At 42.2% G+C, this 17581-nt stretch carries 16 protein-coding genes; 12 read left to right on the top strand and 4 right to left on the bottom strand.

The window, feature by feature from the left end; genetic code table 11:
• Positions 1–149: 149 nt before the first annotated feature.
• On the top strand, positions 150–611 hold the full coding sequence (locus F7734_RS40215) for a hypothetical protein (protein ID WP_155750012.1): 462 nt from the start codon (positions 150–152) through the stop codon (positions 609–611).
• Positions 612–692: 81 nt separating this feature from the next.
• Here the strand turns inward: F7734_RS40215 and F7734_RS62410 are convergent, their stop codons facing one another.
• Positions 693–914: a hypothetical protein gene (locus F7734_RS62410; protein ID WP_155750011.1), complete on the bottom strand. Its 222-nt coding sequence runs from the start codon at positions 912–914 to the stop codon at positions 693–695.
• Here F7734_RS62410 and F7734_RS40205 point away from each other — a divergent pair.
• From F7734_RS40205 to F7734_RS40170, 9 genes are all read left to right on the top strand, one after another.
• Positions 903–1715, top strand: a complete 813-nt coding sequence (locus F7734_RS40205) for a hypothetical protein (protein ID WP_155750010.1) — start codon at positions 903–905, stop codon at positions 1713–1715. The genes F7734_RS62410 and F7734_RS40205 overlap by 12 nt on opposite strands.
• Positions 1716–2334: 619 nt before the next feature.
• Positions 2335–3555 carry a hypothetical protein gene (locus F7734_RS40200; protein ID WP_155750009.1) on the top strand — a complete coding sequence of 407 codons (1221 nt, stop codon included), beginning with the start codon at positions 2335–2337 and terminating at the stop codon, positions 3553–3555.
• A 44-nt stretch (positions 3556–3599) separates the two neighbouring features.
• Positions 3600–3722, top strand: a complete 123-nt coding sequence (locus F7734_RS65675; RefSeq protein ID WP_279239817.1) for a hypothetical protein — start codon at positions 3600–3602, stop codon at positions 3720–3722.
• 6 nt (positions 3723–3728) lie between these two features.
• Complete coding sequence (locus tag F7734_RS40195) at positions 3729–5918, top strand: serine/threonine-protein kinase (protein WP_155750016.1); 2190 nt, start codon at positions 3729–3731, stop codon at positions 5916–5918.
• A 118-nt stretch (positions 5919–6036) separates the two neighbouring features.
• On the top strand, positions 6037–6981 hold the full coding sequence (locus F7734_RS40190) for a protein phosphatase 2C domain-containing protein (protein WP_155750008.1): 945 nt from the start codon (positions 6037–6039) through the stop codon (positions 6979–6981).
• A 24-nt stretch (positions 6982–7005) separates the two neighbouring features.
• Complete coding sequence (locus tag F7734_RS40185) at positions 7006–7809, top strand: hypothetical protein (protein ID WP_155750007.1); 804 nt, start codon at positions 7006–7008, stop codon at positions 7807–7809.
• Between the two features lie 184 nt (positions 7810–7993).
• On the top strand, positions 7994–9271 hold the full coding sequence (locus F7734_RS40180) for a VWA domain-containing protein (protein WP_155750006.1): 1278 nt from the start codon (positions 7994–7996) through the stop codon (positions 9269–9271).
• Between the two features lie 13 nt (positions 9272–9284).
• On the top strand, positions 9285–10097 hold the full coding sequence (locus tag F7734_RS40175; protein ID WP_155750005.1) for an FHA domain-containing protein: 813 nt from the start codon (positions 9285–9287) through the stop codon (positions 10095–10097).
• 74 nt (positions 10098–10171) lie between these two features.
• Positions 10172–11476, top strand: coding sequence for a hypothetical protein (locus F7734_RS40170; RefSeq protein ID WP_155750004.1), 1305 nt, complete (start codon positions 10172–10174; stop codon positions 11474–11476).
• A 31-nt stretch (positions 11477–11507) separates the two neighbouring features.
• Here F7734_RS40170 and F7734_RS40165 read toward each other — a convergent pair whose 3' ends face one another.
• Together F7734_RS40165 and F7734_RS40160 are read right to left on the bottom strand one after the other, a co-directional pair.
• Positions 11508–11795 carry a type II toxin-antitoxin system RelE/ParE family toxin gene (locus tag F7734_RS40165; protein WP_166482450.1) on the bottom strand — a complete coding sequence of 96 codons (288 nt, stop codon included), beginning with the start codon at positions 11793–11795 and terminating at the stop codon, positions 11508–11510.
• Positions 11792–11980 carry a hypothetical protein gene (locus F7734_RS40160; protein ID WP_155750003.1) on the bottom strand — a complete coding sequence of 63 codons (189 nt, stop codon included), beginning with the start codon at positions 11978–11980 and terminating at the stop codon, positions 11792–11794. Before F7734_RS40160 ends, F7734_RS40165 begins: the two co-directional genes overlap by 4 nt.
• Positions 11981–12159: 179 nt before the next feature.
• Here F7734_RS40160 and sat point away from each other — a divergent pair, with 179 nt between their 5' ends.
• Positions 12160–13338, top strand: a complete 1179-nt coding sequence (gene sat / locus F7734_RS40155; RefSeq protein WP_155750002.1) for a sulfate adenylyltransferase — start codon at positions 12160–12162, stop codon at positions 13336–13338.
• Between the two features lie 156 nt (positions 13339–13494).
• Positions 13495–15696 (top strand): caspase family protein, encoded by a 2202-nt coding sequence (locus F7734_RS40150; RefSeq protein ID WP_155750001.1) that lies wholly within the window; start codon positions 13495–13497, stop codon positions 15694–15696.
• Positions 15697–15978: 282 nt separating this feature from the next.
• Here the strand turns inward: F7734_RS40150 and F7734_RS40145 are convergent, their stop codons facing one another.
• Entirely contained in the window at positions 15979–17403 is a 1425-nt protein-coding gene (locus F7734_RS40145; protein ID WP_155750000.1) for a tyrosinase family protein, read from the bottom strand.
• Positions 17404–17581 lie beyond the last annotated feature (178 nt).

The raw sequence follows: 17581 nt of genomic DNA, 5'->3' as shown, positions 1-17581 counted from the left end.
TACTGATGCACGGAGAAAGATGGAGCGCTTATACCCAAGTGTCTTACCCAGCAAAGTTGATGTGACAGACTACTAGTAATAATTATTTGCGCCAACCTATTCCACTTTTCTAAGGTACAGGATATTGAACTAACCGCAGCTTGTAGCAGATGAACGAAACTATGCAAGATATTTCGCAAAATAATGAGCCAACAGATATTTCAACATCTCAACCAGAAAATGCCTATGTAGAGCGAGTCATTGCGGAGGCGGTTCAGCAGGAGCGAGAAATTGAAAACCCAACACAATTTACTATTAAGCTCGGCGAAACTCAAGAGAAGATAGCTAAGGAAATTCGCCAAGCCTTAGGATTAAGTTTTGAAGTCACTTTAAACTCTGCCATCAAGTATGCTCTTTTTTATGCAGACAGTTTGGGAGTATCTATTAGCAGTCTTGAAGAATATCCTTGTAATCTAGCTCCACAGTCCATCAAAATGAAAGTGACACCTGACACTTGGTATAAACTCAACACATTTAACGCAACAGACCAACTTTCAGAATGTGTTGTAACAGGTCTTCTACTACTGTATAAGCAATTAATAAATATTAAAACTCATAATGAGCATTCATGACAGACTGAAAGAGTTTTAGCAAATTCACTCTAACATTTATCAAATAAAGTGGTTTAAAATACACTTGTTGAACCTAGGTGATTACTTTGATGAAACTCCAGACTTTAATAAAGCAGCGCAAGACTTACCACCTTTGCGCGATTTGAGTATCGACAAGTGGATTGATTGAAGCTGTATCAGTTCATCAACTACGCTCGCTAAAAACCTATGATGAACATCGATGACACATAGGTGAGTTCTGAGAAAACTAATAGAAGCAGTGATTATTTGGCGATCGCGAAGCATGACTATATGATAGAACATATCCACCAACCTCAAGACTTTGATGCTGTTTTGGGAGGACAAGCACCACCTCTGATAAGCGGTGTTATTCTCGGTGGAATAGAAGGTTTGCGAAAACGTTTCGCTACTTTGACTGGCGAACGAAGAACAATTCCTCTTGCTAATGCTCTTCAATATGGAGAAGCCGGAATAGATTTGTTAGTGGAGGCTATGAATGATAAAACATTCATTGTCAGAGCAACAGCTTATAAACTATTGCAGAGTGTAACATCTATAAAAGCTAGACAAGCTGTTAACAATGGTCTTCTTTTAAAGGAAAGAGATAAAGTTTATTGTGTTTATCAATCTGCAATTTATTACCAAAATGAAACGTATTATTATATATGTGATTATCTTCCTAACGATCGAGAAAAAGTAGAAAGTGATTATTACTACGATTTTTATGCAGAGTATCCTCAACTCATATCGCGGCATCTTTTTCAAGAAAATGCTGAACTTGAGGCAAAGATATTACACCAAACAATAATGCTGGAAATAAATTTGTCTGCAATTGGTGTAGTTATCCATAATGAAAATTTTAATATTTATCGTTGGTGTCAATTAAATCAATTGTCTTTAGATGATTTTCCAGAATATGAAGAACCATGGAAATTTAATAACCGCGTTTTAAAAAAGCTACAAAATGATAAAAATGTAGAATTACTAGAGCAACTCTGGGAATTACTAGGCTACACCAAACAATTAGCATTTGTTCATGAGGAAGTTGTCCAAGAAAATCAGTACTTTGATTTTAGAGGAGAGAATTTCAAGGAAGTTTTTTAATATTAAGTCTTAGTATGACAACATGGGTGGCGCAGTTTGAGTAACCAAGATATAAGTCTGTGATTGAATGTTGCGAGTTCAACACGCTGACTTCCCTCACCTACAACTATCTGAACTTCCTGAACATTGCTTGCAGCAAATCTGATAGTCGTAGAAGGATTCAGAACGAAATGATCACTGCTCATAAGCACTTACAAATCTTGATTAAAGTTGAGATGGTTCAAAACCGATGAAATCGCAGGGAGTAACATGGTAAACCGAATACTAAGGCATTTTAACCTTATTTATCTCCGAGACGGCAAATTTTGTTTTTTGAGACAGAAGTCATAGAAAATTTATATTTCCACCCACGAAATTCAAATTTTTCTGGAAAAATTTGAGTATTTGCTAAAAGTAACCCTTGACATTATAAGCCTTTGAGGGAATGAATCAGCCCTGCCTTCAAAAGAGGGGCTTTGCGTAAGTCCTGTACTACTCCCTTTCCGCCATAAGATTACCGATCTTCTCTCCTCTTTTCTCTGTGTCCTCTGCGTCTTTGCGGTTTATTTAATTAAGTAATATTCCTGGCAAGATAAGATGACAACATAAAAATTAACAACCAACCACTAACTCCCAACCAATGACTCTTGAAGAAATTGACCAGTTGCTAGCTGACTGGAAATTGAAGATTGACCTTGTGAGTCAGAATCTTATCGATTTACACAATCTTCCCACATACCAGCGCCTTGCTGGTAGTTCTGGATTTCCTAAAGCAAAACTTACAGGCGTTACCCAAACACGTGTCTCTTCAGCATTGAGCGCAATGAATGACCTGTTTGGGTATTTTGACTTAATTGTAAATACGGTTCATAAAGCCAATCAACTACGTTCTTCAATATCTCGACTTTTGCTGTCGCAACAGAAATTACAAGAAATAGAGAAAATACTGATAACACCCTCTATTGAATTGTCTGTTGTACAAACTCCTTTAGCAGAGAGGGGTCTTTTAAGTGCGCCTGAGACAACTCACTCGATCGCTCCCCAAGAATTACTGCATCTGATGACAAATGCCTTTGATGATGCTAAAGAAGTTGTATTAGCTGTTGATTCAGCGTGGGCGCGTTTGGAACCCATGCTAATTCAAGCACAAGCAGAGATTGAGAAACTGCAAGCGTTGGCGATCGCACTCGGTGTAGAGTCCTTGAAAGAACTTTCCGCAGTGAGTCACAAAATTAACTTGCTGCGTGACTGTGTGGAAAGCGACCCTTTAGGAGTGACAGATGATTTCACAAGCGATATTCAACCCCAAATAACGCAGGTGAAAACGACTCTAGAGCAATTGGCAAAACAGCAGCAATTTCTCAGAGACGGTTTTACTCGCGCTCATCAGTTGCGATCGCAGTTAATAAAACTTCACCACCAAGCATTAGAGGCTTATACGGAAAGCACTTTAAAAGTTGTTGACCATTCTGGGCTGCAAATTCCTTTGGAGGATAAGCATATAGAAGCGCTTGTGTCCTGGTTGAGTAGACTGGAAACTAAATTTGCTGAAGGACTTGTTAATCCGGTGTGTGTTGGTCTGGAAAATTGGATTGCCAAGGTGAAGGAATATATTGCAGCTACTGAAAAAGTATACGCTGCTAACAGAGCACCTTTGGAAATGCGATCGGAGTTGCGCGGGCGGTTGGATGCGCTGAAAGCGAAAGCAATAGCGCGGGGATTGGTAGAAGATACTGTTTTGACTGAACTCGCTTTGCACGCTCAGCAGCTTTTATACTCTCGACCAACTCCTTTGGATGAAGCAGCTCGGTTTGTGTCTCAGTATGAAAAGTGCTTGAATAGTGGACTTTTGGGAAGGTGAGGGTTTTTAGGGTTTGTTGCGATCGCTATTTTGAAGCTTCAGCTATGTTATTTAACCGCAGAGGCGCAGAGGACACAGAGGAAGAAGAGAGAGGGGAGATGTTTGAGAGAAAGGGTTATCGATTTGGAAAATTTGAGTTAGAAAAGATTCAGGCTACTGGAGGATAGTTCTTGATGAATGGTGAAAGTTGCAAGCGCAACGGGTGTATCGGCACTATTGAAGATGGATATTGTGATGTCTGTGGGCTTGCGCCAGTGGAGCGATTGCAATCTATATCTCTTCATGACAGCATTCGCAAACAAACACAGCCAACAAAGCAAAGCGCAATTACCACAGGAACGGGTTCATCGCCACTGACCTACCGTTCTAAGGGTTCGCGGCGTACTAGCAATTCTTCTAGTGGAAGCAGTCGCAAGCAGCTTGGTGCTGGTCTTGTCTCTGTACCAGAGTTGCCTTCAACGGAGCCGGAGAAGGCTATTATGGCAGAAGCTAAGGTTCCCGACCACAAACGCGTTTGCTCTAATTGCGATAATTCTCTGCGAAGAGAGAAAGGCTTTTGCCCTAAGTGCGGACAAAAGTATTCTTTTATTGCGACTCTCAAATCAGGTGATGTGGTAGCTGGACAGTATGAGGTCAAAGGCGCGATCGCTTTTGGTGGTCTGGGTTGGATTTACTTGGGTTTTGACAAAATATTGTCTCGTTATGTTGTACTGAAAGGTTTACTAAATACTGAAGATGCAGCCAGTGCAGTGGTAGCAGTGGCGGAACGAAAGTTTTTGGCATCCGTGAAACACGCTAATATTGTTGGTATTTATAATTTTGTCAACCATGATAGTGAAGGCTTCATTGTCATGGAGTATGTTGGTGGTAAAACACTGAAGGAAATTCGCAAAGCAAGGGGACCACTACCAGTCGCAGAAGCGATCGCCTACATACACCGGATTTTAGGTGCTTTTGCTTATCTACATTCATTAGGTTTGGTCTACTGTGACTTCAAACCAGATAATATGATGCTAGAAGGACACGATGTTAAACTCATAGACTTAGGTAGTGTCCGTCGGATTGATGACCCTCATGGAGATATTTACGGTACTGTTGGCTACAGTGCGCCAGAAGCGGGTGAAGGACCAACAGCAGTATCAGATTTGTTTACCATTGGTAGGACGCTAGCAGTTCTCCTGACCAACATATCGGGCTTTACAAAAGAACATCTCTACACTCTACCTAGCCCTCAAGAAGAACCTCTATTTGCCCAGCAAGAATCCTTATACCGATTATTGCTTAAAGGAACTGCAGAAAACCCTGACGAGCGTTTTCAATCTGCAGATGAAATGGCAGACCAATTACTGGGCGTGCTGCGAGAAGTTGTTGCAACCGAAACAAAGATTCCACGTCCAGCCTCCAGCAATATTTTTGGTGGCGATATGCTCTGGCTGACAAACACTGGTGAGTTAACCCCAATCAAAGCCGATCATCATCAGTTACCATTGCCAATGCTAGATTCTACAGAACCAGGGTTCAACGCAGTTCTGAATGCGGGTGTTTTTGCCGATCCTAAAATGAGAGTAACTAGCTTGACACAAGTCGTTCAACAGTTCCCCGATTCCAAGGAACCACTGCTGCGTTTGGCAAACAGCTTAATTGACACTGGCAATTATGACAAAGTGGAACAAGTGTTGGCGCAAGTAGAAGAAAAAGACCCTTGGGACTGGCGAGTGTTGTGGTATAAAGGACGCAGCCTCATGGCGCAAGGCAAAGCACAAGAAGCTCAAGCGGCTTTTGACCAAGTTTACTTTGACTTACCTGGAGAACTTGCACCCAAACTGGGGTTAGCTTTAGCGGCTGAAAGTGCAGGTAATTTCCAGCTAGCAATTCATATGTACGACCTAGTATCTCGTACCGATCCCAGTTATACCGCCGCCGCCTTTGGTTTAGCCCGTTGCTTGTGCGCTACAGCAAACAGAAAAGATGCAGTGTCAGCATTAGAACGAGTTCCGCAAACCTCTAACTTGTATGCACGGGCGCGGGTGGAAATTGCACGAACGCTAATTAATACTTCTCATTCCCCTCCTGGGGTAAAAGAACTCCAAGAAGCTTCAGCAGCAATTGAAGCACTGACGCTCAGTGGTATAGAACGCTGTCAGCTTGCAAAGCAGGTTTTAGAAACAGCTTTAGATTTAGTCACTTCTCAAACAGTTTCACAAGACTTATCCATCAAAATTTTAGGACAAACACTTCAAGAATTGTATTTACGGAAAGGATTAGAAAAAGCACTACGAGACATGGCGCACCTCTCAACAGGAAATGAAAAAATTCACCTAGTTGATGAAGCAAACCGTGTACGTCCAAGAACATTATTTTAAAGTTAGTAGTTAGTAGTTAGTAGTTAGTAGTTAGTAGTTAGTAGCTACAACTAACAACTAACAACTAACAACCAACAACTAACCACTAACCACTAACCACTAACCACTAACAATCACTATGAAATGTTCAAAATGTGGTAATACGATAGAAATTGGCGATCGCTTTTGTGAAGAATGTGGCACACCAGCCATGCCAAAAGCGACAGGGGGGTGTGAAAAATGCGGTGCTTCAGTAGAAGAAATCGATCCAGAAGGCTTTTGTTCTCAATGTGGCTTTCGTCAAGAAATACAACAAACAAATAACTTTGAGATTCTTCTTTCTCCTAACCTCGCAGGTGTTTCCCATCGAGGGTTAAAACACCACCGTAATGAAGATTATCTTGCTTGTGCGAGAGTTGGAACTAGTGTTTACGTTCTAGTTGTTTGTGATGGAGTCTCTAGTTCTGCTTCACCCGATTTAGCTGCTAAAGTAGCCGCAGAAAGTGCGTGTAGAGCTTTGGAAAGAGGGGTTAGGGGGACAAATTTGCAAAAGGAAATAAAATTAGCAATTGCTGAAGCTATGACAGCAGTAAGTGCCATTCCATACAATGTGACTACAGATATTGACCCACCATCAACTACAATTGTGGCAGCTGTCGTTGTTGACAATACAGCCACCATTGCTTGGTTGGGAGACAGTCGCGCTTACTGGATTTCTCCTAATAGTTCGCGACAGTTAACCAGAGATCATTCCTGGTTCTACGATGTTGTTTTGTCAGGAGAAATGACCGAATCTGAAGCAAAAAAATCACCCCATGTCCATGCTATTACTCGTTGGTTGGGTGCAGACGCGGGGAATGTAGAACCTTCTATTGTCAACTTTGAAATTCCCGGTTACGGGTATTTACTTTTGTGTACTGATGGTTTGTGGAATTACACACCTGAAGTTTCAGAATTACAAATGCTTGTTAACCCAGATATAGATGCTATTACGGTAGCCCAGAAGCTTATAGAGTTCGCGTGTTTGAGTGGAGGACATGACAACATCACTGTTGCAGTGTTATCTCTTAGACGTAAAAAGTGAAAGCTAATTTATGGGAATAAGAACATGACAGAAAGTAGCGATCGACCTACAGAATTTGATGCTGTTTTAGGAGGACAAACCTCACTTCCAAGAGATGGTATTGTTCTAGGGGGAATTGAAGGTTTACAAAAACGTTTTGCTGCTGTGACTGGCGAACAAAGAGTAGCTTATCTTGCTAATGCACTTCAGTTTGAAGATGCAGGCGTAGATTTTTTGATAGAAGCGATGAACGATGAAGAACTCATTGTAAGAGCAACAGCTTACAAACTCTTGCACAGTTCAAATTCTATCAAAGCTCAACAAGCCATTAACAACGGCATTCTTTTAAATAAGGGAGATAAAGTTTACTGCGTTTATGAGTCAACACTTAGTTACAATGATGAATCTTATTACATTGAATATTTGCTCGATTTCTTTGACCCAGAAACTGAAGAATACCGCGAAGTTCATGGAGAAAAAAATCCTTTATTTATTTCACGACATCTTTTTCAAGAAAATGCTGAACTTGAGGTAATTACCGTGCATCAAACAAAGTTGTTGACAATTAATATTTTTACATTTACGTCAGGAAATTATTACAATGATTTTGTTTTTTTGGATTGGTGTAAAGCTAATAAAATTTCTTTAAAAACAAAATATAATGAAAATCATCGACAATTTCAGAAGCGAGTTTTTAACAAGCTACAAAACGACAAAAATTTAGAATTGCTAAGTCAATTTTGGAACTTAATGTGCTTAAGGCAAAAGTTAGCTTTTGTTCGGGAAGAAGTTATTCAAGAAAATCAATATTTTGATTTTAGAGGAAATAATTTCCAAGAAGTTTTTTAATATAAAAAATCAGTCTTACAGTTATTTACTAAACTGCTGAGGTACACCTTTATCTGCGTCCGTCTGCGTTCACCTGTGGTTAATTATTTATTCCAATACCTCACAAAAGTGGGAATTGCTATAAAACTTTTATGCGGACATTATCCACCATACATATAGCTTAAAAATCAAATAGGAGTTCTAAATGACCACTCAATTCAAAGCAGAAGTATTTCAAAACCAATATTTACCACAAGGAGCAAAAGAAGTTCATGCAATTATGACCGTTAGCGCTGACGGTGGTGAAGGAATTGCTGCATCATCCACAAGCAACAGAGTCTTTGGAATTATATGCGATACCTCTGGCTCAATGGGAGGTGAAAAAATTCACGCCGTCAGAGATGCAATGGCTAAAATCGTAAACTTGCTTCCTGAAAATACATTTTTCTTTATTGTGACTGGTGCGAACATTGCTCGTGTCACTTTTCCCATGTTAAAAGCAACTCCCGAAAACAAACAGAAGGCGCAAGCAGCCATCAAAAAAGTCAGTGCTGATGGTGGTACTATAATTTCTTCTTGGCTCAATGAAGCTTTAACACAGTTTCAAAAAATGCCCCATGCTTTGCGTCAAGCCCTGCTTTTAACTGATGGACAAAACGATGAATCAGACGAACAACAACTTCAAGCAGTCCTCAAGAAATGTGAAGGTATTTTTCAGTGCGATTGTCGGGGGGTTGGAACAAGTTGGCGTGTTAAACAACTCCAAGAAATTTCTGGAAAATTGTTAGGTACTACAGATATTATCCCCAAAGCAAACATGATTGAAGCCGACTTTCAGGCAATTTTAGAGAAAGCTATGAGCAAGAATGTCAGTGACGTAGCTTTGCGATTGTGGACGCCTCAAAGTGCCAAAATACTGTTTTGCAAGCAAGTCAGCCCCGACATTGTAGATTTAACCCACCGCACAACTGTTGTCAAACCTCAAGTTTGTGACTATCCAACAGGTGCTTGGAGCAATGGAGAGTCTCGTGATTACCACTTTTGTATTCAAGTACAACCGGGAAATGTTGGTGACGAAATGTTAGCAGGTAGAGCTAGTTTAATTTATACAGATAATGGAGTGGAAACAAAAATTGCTGAAGCTCGAATTCTAGCAATATGGACAGACGACGATGCCAAATCTACCAAAATTGATAGACGCGTAGCCCATTATACCGGACAAGCAGAACTAGCCCAATCCATACAAGAGGGATTAGAAGCACGCGATCGCGGCAATATTGAAGTCGCAACAGCCAAGTTAGGAAAAGCAGTGCAACTCGCCCATGCATCAGGGAACGAAGCAACAGCCAAGCTTCTTAGAAAAGTAGTTGATATTGAAGATGCTGCAACAGGAACAGTTCGGCTCAAGCGAGAAGTCGCCAAAGAAGACACGATGATGTTAGAAACTCGCTCCACCAAAACAACCCGCATTCCTAAATCTTAATCCTCAACCCACCATGTCCACCTATCAATGTCCAAAAGGACACGCTTCAACCGAACCAGATTATTGTTCGGACTGCGGTACTAAAATTCTCGGAACAGCCGAAAGCGCAGTAGCCGTAATGACACCAAAACTAGAAGTGTCCCAAACAGCACAATCTGCGATCGCATGTCCCGAATGCACAGCCCCACATGACCCCAGTAGCGGTAACTTCTGCGAAATTTGTGGTTACAACTTTGTGACTAAAGCTCGCGGAGAAATACCAATAGTAGCAACAACAAATTTGACAGAAAATGTTACAGATGATTTACCTGTAAGACCCACAGAACAACCATCCACTTCAACATCCGTTGCTGAAATTATCGCCATTATCGATCCCTCATTGCAAAACCCAGAAAGTCCAACACCACCCAATCAACCACCCATAACCTTCCGACTAGATAAAGACAGCAATCTTATTGGACGTTGTAGCGAACTTCGAGGAATTTACCCAGAAATTCCCCTTGATTTTGATAGCGCCGTCTCCCACCGCCATGCACTTCTAAATCGAAACCCTGATGGCACATTTGTACTGCGAGATATTGGTTCAACCAATGGTACCAAATTAAACGGTGTCGAACTCAAACCAATGGTAGATGTTCCCGTCAAAGATGGTGATGAAATCACTCTCGGACACTGGACTCGAATCAAGTTTAGGGATAGGGATAGAGACAAGGGAGACAGGGGACAGGTGGACAAGGTAGAATCATCTTCCTTGTCTCCCCCATCTTCCTTGTCTCCCCCTACTCCTACCCCCTACCCCCTACCCCTACTCCCTGTAGTTAATTAAAATCCTATGACAAAGCACAACAGCCACCTTCAGTAACAAATAAAACTAACCACCCCGCAACTGCTAAAAACAGCTTGTACACAACTTGGGTAGCTAGTTTACTACTCGCGATCGCCGCTATTTCTGGTATTCAACAACAGCGCCATACCAATCAAGCAATTGGCAAAGACGCCGTACCCAGCATTCTTCTGGCGCAACGGCTAAAAGATAGCTTAGTAGGAATGGACGCCAATGCAGTGAACGAACTGCTTGTCAAGCCAGGAGAAAACCCCCTCGCCCTCAAAGAATATGAAGAACGCCGTAAAGCCTCAAATGAAAGAATCATTGCTGCTGCTGAAAACATCACCTACGGCGACGCAGAACGCAAACCTATCCAAACGATGCAACTAGGACTCAACGATTACATAGCCAAAATCCAACGAGCGCGGGACTTTCACGAACGGAATGATATTAATGGAGTGTCGAGCACTTACCGAGAAGCAGCCCAAATTATGGACAATACGCTTCTCAGTGCAGCCGAGCAACTCAATCAAGCCAACTTGCAACAGATGGAAAGAACTTATACCAGAAAACAAACGGCTGCTTCTAGCCAACTATTCTTCATCATTGTTTCTGGTTTGTTCCTGACAGGCGTATTAGTCGCAATTCAATTATTCCTCAACTACAAAATGCGACGCATTCTCAATCCGATGCTACTCGCTGCAACTGCGATCGCTGTCGTGTTTTTAAGTTACACCACTCAAACCTTGCTATCTACCTCAGCTCGGTTAAAGATAGCAAAAGAGGATGCTTTTGAGTCATTATATGCCTTGCGACAATCCCGTGCTTTAGCTTACACGGCAAATGCTGATGTCAGCCGCTATTTATTAGATAAAACATTTGCTGCCAAACACGAGCAAGCTTTTTTAGAGAAAACAGCAAAAATTGCTAAAGCGACAAACGATGAGACATTTGAATCAACGACACGCTCTTTAAAGCAAGGTGACTATAAAGGTGTTGGTTTTACAGGTTTTTTGGCTGATGTCTTTGACAATATCAGTTTTCCAGGAGAGCGAGAGGTCTCAGTAGCAACTCTTTCTGCTTTTGGCAGATATTTAAGCATCCACAAACAAATTCGCCAGCTAGAACAAAATGGTCAGCACCAGGAAGCGATCGCTTTATGTGTAGGTCATAACCAAGGACAATTTTACTGGGCTTTCAACGAGTTTAGAAAAGCTCATGCTAAAGTTCAAGATATTAACAAAGAAGCTTTTGATAAAGCAATTGAACGTAATTTCAAAGATGTAGAAGGCTTTGAGATTTCTGCTGCTGTTGCAGCCATCCTCATCTCAGTTTTGACACTTTTCGGCTTGCTACCACGTATAAAAGAATATCAGTGACCAGTGACCGGTAACCAGTAACTACTAACAACTAACCCTCAACATTTAGAGTCTGTGAACCGTGTATCACAGCTAGCACCTCTATTTGTTCGGGCTTGATATAATATATGATTCGATATGAACCTTCAATAACTTCACGGATTTGCTCCGTTTTAAATTCTGGCACAATTCGACCAGACAGAGGGAAATTAATAATTTGCTCCGAACGTCTAGTTATACGGTCAACTACTCTAGCCGCATACTGTGGTGAGTTTTGTGAAATGTAAGCATAAATAGCAGACAGATTTTCTACAGCTGTATCAGTCCAAAAAACTTTCACTCTCGTATTCCAAATTTTGCCCGAACGTCTTGCACAGATGAAACTCTACCAGCTTTACTGTCAGCAAGTCCAGCCTCAACTACTTGCCGAACATAAATCTCGTACATTAAGTCGTCCCATGTACAGTTTTCCGGCAATCTGTCTATCAACTTTCGAGCTTCTTCTTTAATGTTTAGGCTCTCCATGAATTTAGTATAAAACTAGCTTTACTTGTACATTATAGATGACCAATGACCAGTGACCGCTAACCACTAACAACTAACCACCAACCACTAACCCCTAACTCTTAACGAGTGTTCCATGATTTGGTAACTTAGTTAAATAGGTTAAAAAAAAATGTAGTTACCACACAGAAGGCACAACCTTGAGTTATCATCTTGATGCTATTGCGCCCCACGGCGGGCAGTTGGTGAATCGCATCGCTACACCCGAACAAAGGCAAGAATTTCTCTCAAAAGCTGACTTTTTACCGCGAGTGCAACTGGATGAACGGGCGGTTTCCGATCTCCAAATGATAGCGATTGGTGGTTTTAGTCCACTGACTGGTTTTATGAACCAGGAGGATTACGATCGCGTTGTTACAGAAATGCGGCTGGCTAATGGTAATGTTTGGGCAATTCCCGTAACGCTATCTGTAGAAGAAGAAGTTGCAGCCTCCTTAAAGGAAGGCGGGTTTATTCGCTTGGATAATCCAGCTGGTGAGTTTATTGGTGTTTTAGAACTGACACAGAAATACCGCTACGATAAGAGCCGCGAAGCAATTAACGTTTACCGTACTGACGATTCCAAACATCCTGGCGTACAGGTGTTATACAATCAAGGACCGATACACCTTGCAGGTGATGTGTGGTTGCTGCAACGCGATCCCCATCCTTTCTTCCCCAAATATCAAATCGATCCCACAACATCCCGGCAAATGTTTAGGGAAAAGGGCTGGAAAACTATTGTTGGTTTTCAAACTCGCAACCCCATCCACCGCGCTCATGAGTACATCCAAAAGTGCGCTTTAGAAATTGTGGATGGTTTATTTTTGCATCCCTTAGTAGGCGCAACAAAAGAGGACGATATCCCGGCTGATGTGCGGATGCGCTGCTATGAAATTTTGCTGGATGGATACTACCCCAAAGATAGAGTTATTCTGGCAATTAATCCCTCCGCAATGCGCTATGCTGGTCCTAGAGAAGCAATTTTCCATGCCTTAATTCGCAAAAACTACGGTTGCACTCACTTCATTGTAGGTCGCGATCATGCTGGAGTAGGAAACTATTACGGCACTTACGATGCTCAATACATTTTTGATGAGTTTCAACCCGAAGAATTGGGCATTGTACCGATGAAATTTGAACACGCCTTTTACTGCACGCGCACTCAGCAAATGGCGACAAGTAAAACAAGTCCAAGTACCCCTGAAGAGCGCATTCACTTATCGGGAACAAAAGTGAGGGAAATGCTGCGTCGCGGAGAGTTACCCCCACCAGAATTTTCTCGTCCGGAAGTGGCTGCAGAATTGGCAAGGGCAATGCGAGTGCCAGTAACAGTCTAAGGCACATTCGGTACAAAGAATCAAGTATAAACTTTTACTTTACACTACAGACCTCAGCCCTTAAGCTGTTAGTGAATCCAGTGCTAAAAGAAAATTTTTTTGTACGAGCATCTGGCAAACTAAAAGGGCGGACGGACTGAGGGCTGATAGCTAATTATGAAGCGGCGGACGTTTTTAGAAAGGGTTGGCTCCCTACTCGCGGTAATAGGTGTCACGGACAACGAGTGGTTGACCTTGGGAAACCGTTATTCTCAAGCCTTGGCACAACCAAGACCGCGCAAGTTGGCGTTATTGGTAGGCATTAATCAGTACCCACAATTTTCACCACTAACGGGTTGTTTGACAGATGTAGAACTACAGAAGGAACTGTTGATTCACCGCTTTGGTTTTCAAGCGTCAGATGTTATCTGCTTAACGGATGCTAAAGCAACCAGGGAAGATATTGAGCTTGCTTTTTCAGAACATCTCGTCAAGCAAGTTCAGCCGGATGATGCGGTCGTATTTCACTTTAGCGGTTATGGCAGTCGCATTCAGCTGGAAACTTCCCAAGATACCCTGCAAAATGCTCTGATTCCCGTTACAGAAAAAGATGATTCACAAAATCTAAAAAAAGTCAACTATATATTGGAAGAGACTTTGCTGTTATTAGTGCGATCGCTACCCACGCCTCGTGCAACAGCTGTCTTAGATACGAGTTACTACGTTCCCCAAACGTCGTTACCTACAGGGTTGAGAACTCGCAGTCGTCCGGTTCTAGTGGATGCTGTTGTGGTAGCAGAGGAACTTCAGTTACAAAAACAACTGAAGGAGAGGGTGTCTGCTCCCTCGCCAGGAGTTGTACTAACAGCAACTTCTCATTCCAAACAACTAGCACGAGAGATACAATTATCTGGGTTTAGTGCAGGATTATTTACATACGCCCTAACACAGTATCTTTGGGAAACTACCCCAGCAACAACAGTTCAAGTTTGCATCTCTCATGTGGCAGGTTCTTTACAGCAGATGGGTAGTACCAAACAGCAGCCTGCAGTAATAGCTGAGAAAACTGATAAAAACAATCCACAAGCACGTGCCTTTGTTGCCAATCATTTTCTTCCAGACTCAAACTTGGGGGCTTCCGGAGTGGTGATGGGAATTGAAGAGGATGGGAAAACTCTTCATTTGTGGTTGGGAGGCTTTCCTTTGAACGTATTGGAATACTTGGGATCTAATTCCCGCCTCACTCTGCTGCCATCGATATCAAACTGCCAACTTGTAGTACGAACGCGTACTGCAATAACAGCAAAAGCGCAAATTGTCAATAATGAGAGCGAACTAAAAGTAGGGCAACTCATTCAAGAAGCAGTGCGGGTGCTTCCTAAGAATGTAGGTTTAACAGTTGCTCTTGACACCAAACTCGAAAGAATAGAAAGAGTAGATGCGACAAGCGCCTTTTCAACAGTGTCTCGCGTATCTACTGTAGTAGCAGGAGAACAACTCGCTGACTGCGTGTTTGGAAAACTCCCAGACTCAAAGAGTAAAGAATCAGCGCCAACAAATCCAACAGTGGTTTCTCTCAGTCGCTATGGTTTATTTTCTTTGGGTAGCGAACAGATTCCCAGTACCTTTGGAGAAGCAGGAGAAGCCGTAAAAGTAGCAGCCTTGCGGTTAGTGCCAAAACTGCAAACCCTGCTAGCCGCAAAACTATGGCGGCTCACGGCAAATGAGGGTTCATCACTATTGGGTGTGAAAGCAACATTGGAGATGCTAGGCACTCTAGCACCGCGAACGTTAATGCAACGAGAAACATTGCGAACTCAAAAGACAGAAGCATCCAGTAAAAAGATATTTAGTCCCGAAACAGGGGATATACCTACCGTGACCATTGGGAACAGGATACAATATCGGGTGGAAAACACAAGCGATCGCCCAGTGTATTTAATGCTGTTGGGACTCAGTAGTAGTAAGACAGCGATCGCGTTATTTCCTTGGTATAAAATGACCGAAACCGAAGTATCAGAAAGTCAACCACAGCTTGTCAACTTAGTAATTCCGCCAGGAGAAACCCGTGTTTTCCCCCAAACAACATCCGGTTTTGAATGGGTTGTACAAGCACCCGCATCTTTAGCTGAAACCCAACTGATTTTTAGCACTGCGCCCTTTACTCAAACTTTAGCTGCTCTAGAAACAACCAAACCACCAAAAGCGGAACAGCAGCGCATTCAGCCTGCGATGAATCCTCTAGAAGTTGCACAAGCCGTGCTACAAGATTTACATAACGCTAGTGCAGTTAGTGATATGAATGGTACAGCCTCTGATTCTTATGTGCTAGACGTAAATCAATGGGCAAGTTTAAGTTTCGTTTATCAAGTAGTTTAGTTCGTAGTAGCGCTTTAGCGCATGCATTTTAACTACAAATGTAGTATGAGTATTTCTCGTTCCCTGGCTCTGCCAGGGAATGAGTATTTCGAGGCTCTGCCTCGAAGTAATCAAATCATTTTGTTTTATGGTTATAGTATCAGGAGAAATGCTTAGCCTAGTTAATGCAGAGTCAGTAAAATGTATCAATTTGTGAAGTAGTATACTGGAGGCTCCGCCTCCGGGTATGCATTCCCAGGCAGAGCCTGGGAACGAGTAGGGGCTGAAAGTTTTAAGAGTCGTTCAAACACCTGCTACTTTTGTTACACGACGTTTATTTGGTTGGCGAGATGAAACCTTAAGAGTGTCATAGGTATAGCCATACTTTTTGTAATTCAACGTATCGGCAGGTGTAACAATATCATCTGAAGAAAAACCAGGCAGTAGAGATAATAAATCCCCTGGACCCCAGTTTGCAGGAGTCGATTCACCTCCATCCCAAGGCCACAATCGGTCATTGAGATTCTCTCCGTATCGGTTACCAGAAGCAGGATAATAAGCGCTACCCTGATGACCTTTTTCTTGCCACTCAGCCCAAAGGCGATCGGTATTGGAATGAATCAACCAAAATATAGGATCGTTAATAGAACCAGCAAGGTCAGCCATTGTGCCTAAAGGTTCGGGACGACCTACCGCAGGGTCAAAGGTAGCCCCACCAACAAAGCTATGGAAATAGTTATGTTGAAAAACTCCGGGTGTTGGTTGTCCTGTAGAACTTGGTTTAATAAAACCTTCTAAAGCTAGGCGAAAAGTTGGATAGTCGTTAATGGGAAAGAGTTGCTCTACATCTTCTTTGGGAACAGGATAATTGTTTGTGGGAGGCGCTTGCAAAAACCGCAAGATTGTGTTACCTAATGTTTCTCCTGATGGCTTAAAGTGCAAGTTTGGATTTAAAACCCATCCGCTTGCTACCGAGAATGGTCCAGATAAAACTGGTCCCCCTTGAACCTCTACCAAATTTGGAGTACCAGAACCTGCGTCAGAACCGTTCGGAGGCGTAAAGCCATTTGGAGGAGCACCATTTGAAGATGGAGGTGGACCTCCTTGAGCATTACCCAAATCTAAAGGAATGCTAATAGTTACCCCTTGACCGTTAGGTCCCATAAAATCATCTTGAAAGATAACTGATAATGCTCTGGCATCTGTCCAATCCCAGTAAGGAAGGGTTACATTGGGGTCTACCGATTGCAAAGCTTGTTCAAATCTGTATATAAACTCACGGTGCCAGGGTAAAAAGAGGTCGCTTTCATGAGCACCATCATGTCCAGCCGCAGGACCCTGAGCACCATCGAACATTAAGCCCATCGCCGCAACATGCACTGCAACAAATTGGTCGTAGATACTCAGCTGACTACCTTCTGAAAAGGTATGCTTTAGTTTCTGTAGAGCATTTATAAATGCATGTTTCTCTTCTGAAGTCAAATCAACAACATTCTTTCTCACTTTTGCAGTCACTACCTGTCTGCCAGCAAGACGAATACTGTCGGAATATCTGCTAGCAGAACCATTATGATAAACATCAACTGCTGCTAGTTTTGTATTGATACTCGCTTGCTCGTGCTTGTAAGGCTCAGCATTATAAGAAATTGCTGGGGTTCCAAATACGATCAGGACTGCAACCAGCCCAGCAAGAAAGAGTGTTCTGATAGTTTTGCGGGAGATTTTCATAGTCTGTACGCGATTTTTGTCAAGCTCCAAGACTTTTTCGAGACTTGGAAAACACAACAAGGACTAAGTATATAAATTTACAGATTACAGACTGGGTCACAATAGAAAATCTTTAGCAAAACCCTTCTATTCTTTCGCAAGTAAGCTAAAAGCTGTCATTTACCATACTCACTTTTTT

Source organism: Scytonema sp. UIC 10036 (genome assembly GCF_009725235.1).
Note: the sequence above shows the minus strand (reverse complement) of the source record. Positions and strands in the feature narration are given on the sequence as shown.

Excerpts from the sequence above, each read along its gene's own strand:
- F7734_RS40195 (WP_155750016.1), top strand. The coding sequence starts at position 3,729 with ATGAATGGTGAAAGTTGCAAGCGCAACGGGTGTATCGGCACTATTGAA.
- F7734_RS40150 (WP_155750001.1), top strand. The coding sequence starts at position 13,495 with ATGAAGCGGCGGACGTTTTTAGAAAGGGTTGGCTCCCTACTCGCGGTA.
- F7734_RS40160 (WP_155750003.1), bottom strand. The coding sequence starts at position 11,980 with ATGGAGAGCCTAAACATTAAAGAAGAAGCTCGAAAGTTGATAGACAGA.
- F7734_RS40200 (WP_155750009.1), top strand. The coding sequence starts at position 2,335 with ATGACTCTTGAAGAAATTGACCAGTTGCTAGCTGACTGGAAATTGAAG.
- F7734_RS40205 (WP_155750010.1), top strand. The coding sequence starts at position 903 with ATGATAGAACATATCCACCAACCTCAAGACTTTGATGCTGTTTTGGGA.
- F7734_RS40145 (WP_155750000.1), bottom strand. The coding sequence starts at position 17,403 with ATGAAAATCTCCCGCAAAACTATCAGAACACTCTTTCTTGCTGGGCTG.
- F7734_RS65675 (WP_279239817.1), top strand. The coding sequence starts at position 3,600 with ATGTTATTTAACCGCAGAGGCGCAGAGGACACAGAGGAAGAAGAGAGA.
- F7734_RS40215 (WP_155750012.1), top strand. The coding sequence starts at position 150 with ATGAACGAAACTATGCAAGATATTTCGCAAAATAATGAGCCAACAGAT.
- F7734_RS62410 (WP_155750011.1), bottom strand. The coding sequence starts at position 914 with ATGTTCTATCATATAGTCATGCTTCGCGATCGCCAAATAATCACTGCT.
- F7734_RS40185 (WP_155750007.1), top strand. The coding sequence starts at position 7,006 with ATGACAGAAAGTAGCGATCGACCTACAGAATTTGATGCTGTTTTAGGA.
- F7734_RS40180 (WP_155750006.1), top strand. The coding sequence starts at position 7,994 with ATGACCACTCAATTCAAAGCAGAAGTATTTCAAAACCAATATTTACCA.
- F7734_RS40175 (WP_155750005.1), top strand. The coding sequence starts at position 9,285 with ATGTCCACCTATCAATGTCCAAAAGGACACGCTTCAACCGAACCAGAT.
- F7734_RS40190 (WP_155750008.1), top strand. The coding sequence starts at position 6,037 with ATGAAATGTTCAAAATGTGGTAATACGATAGAAATTGGCGATCGCTTT.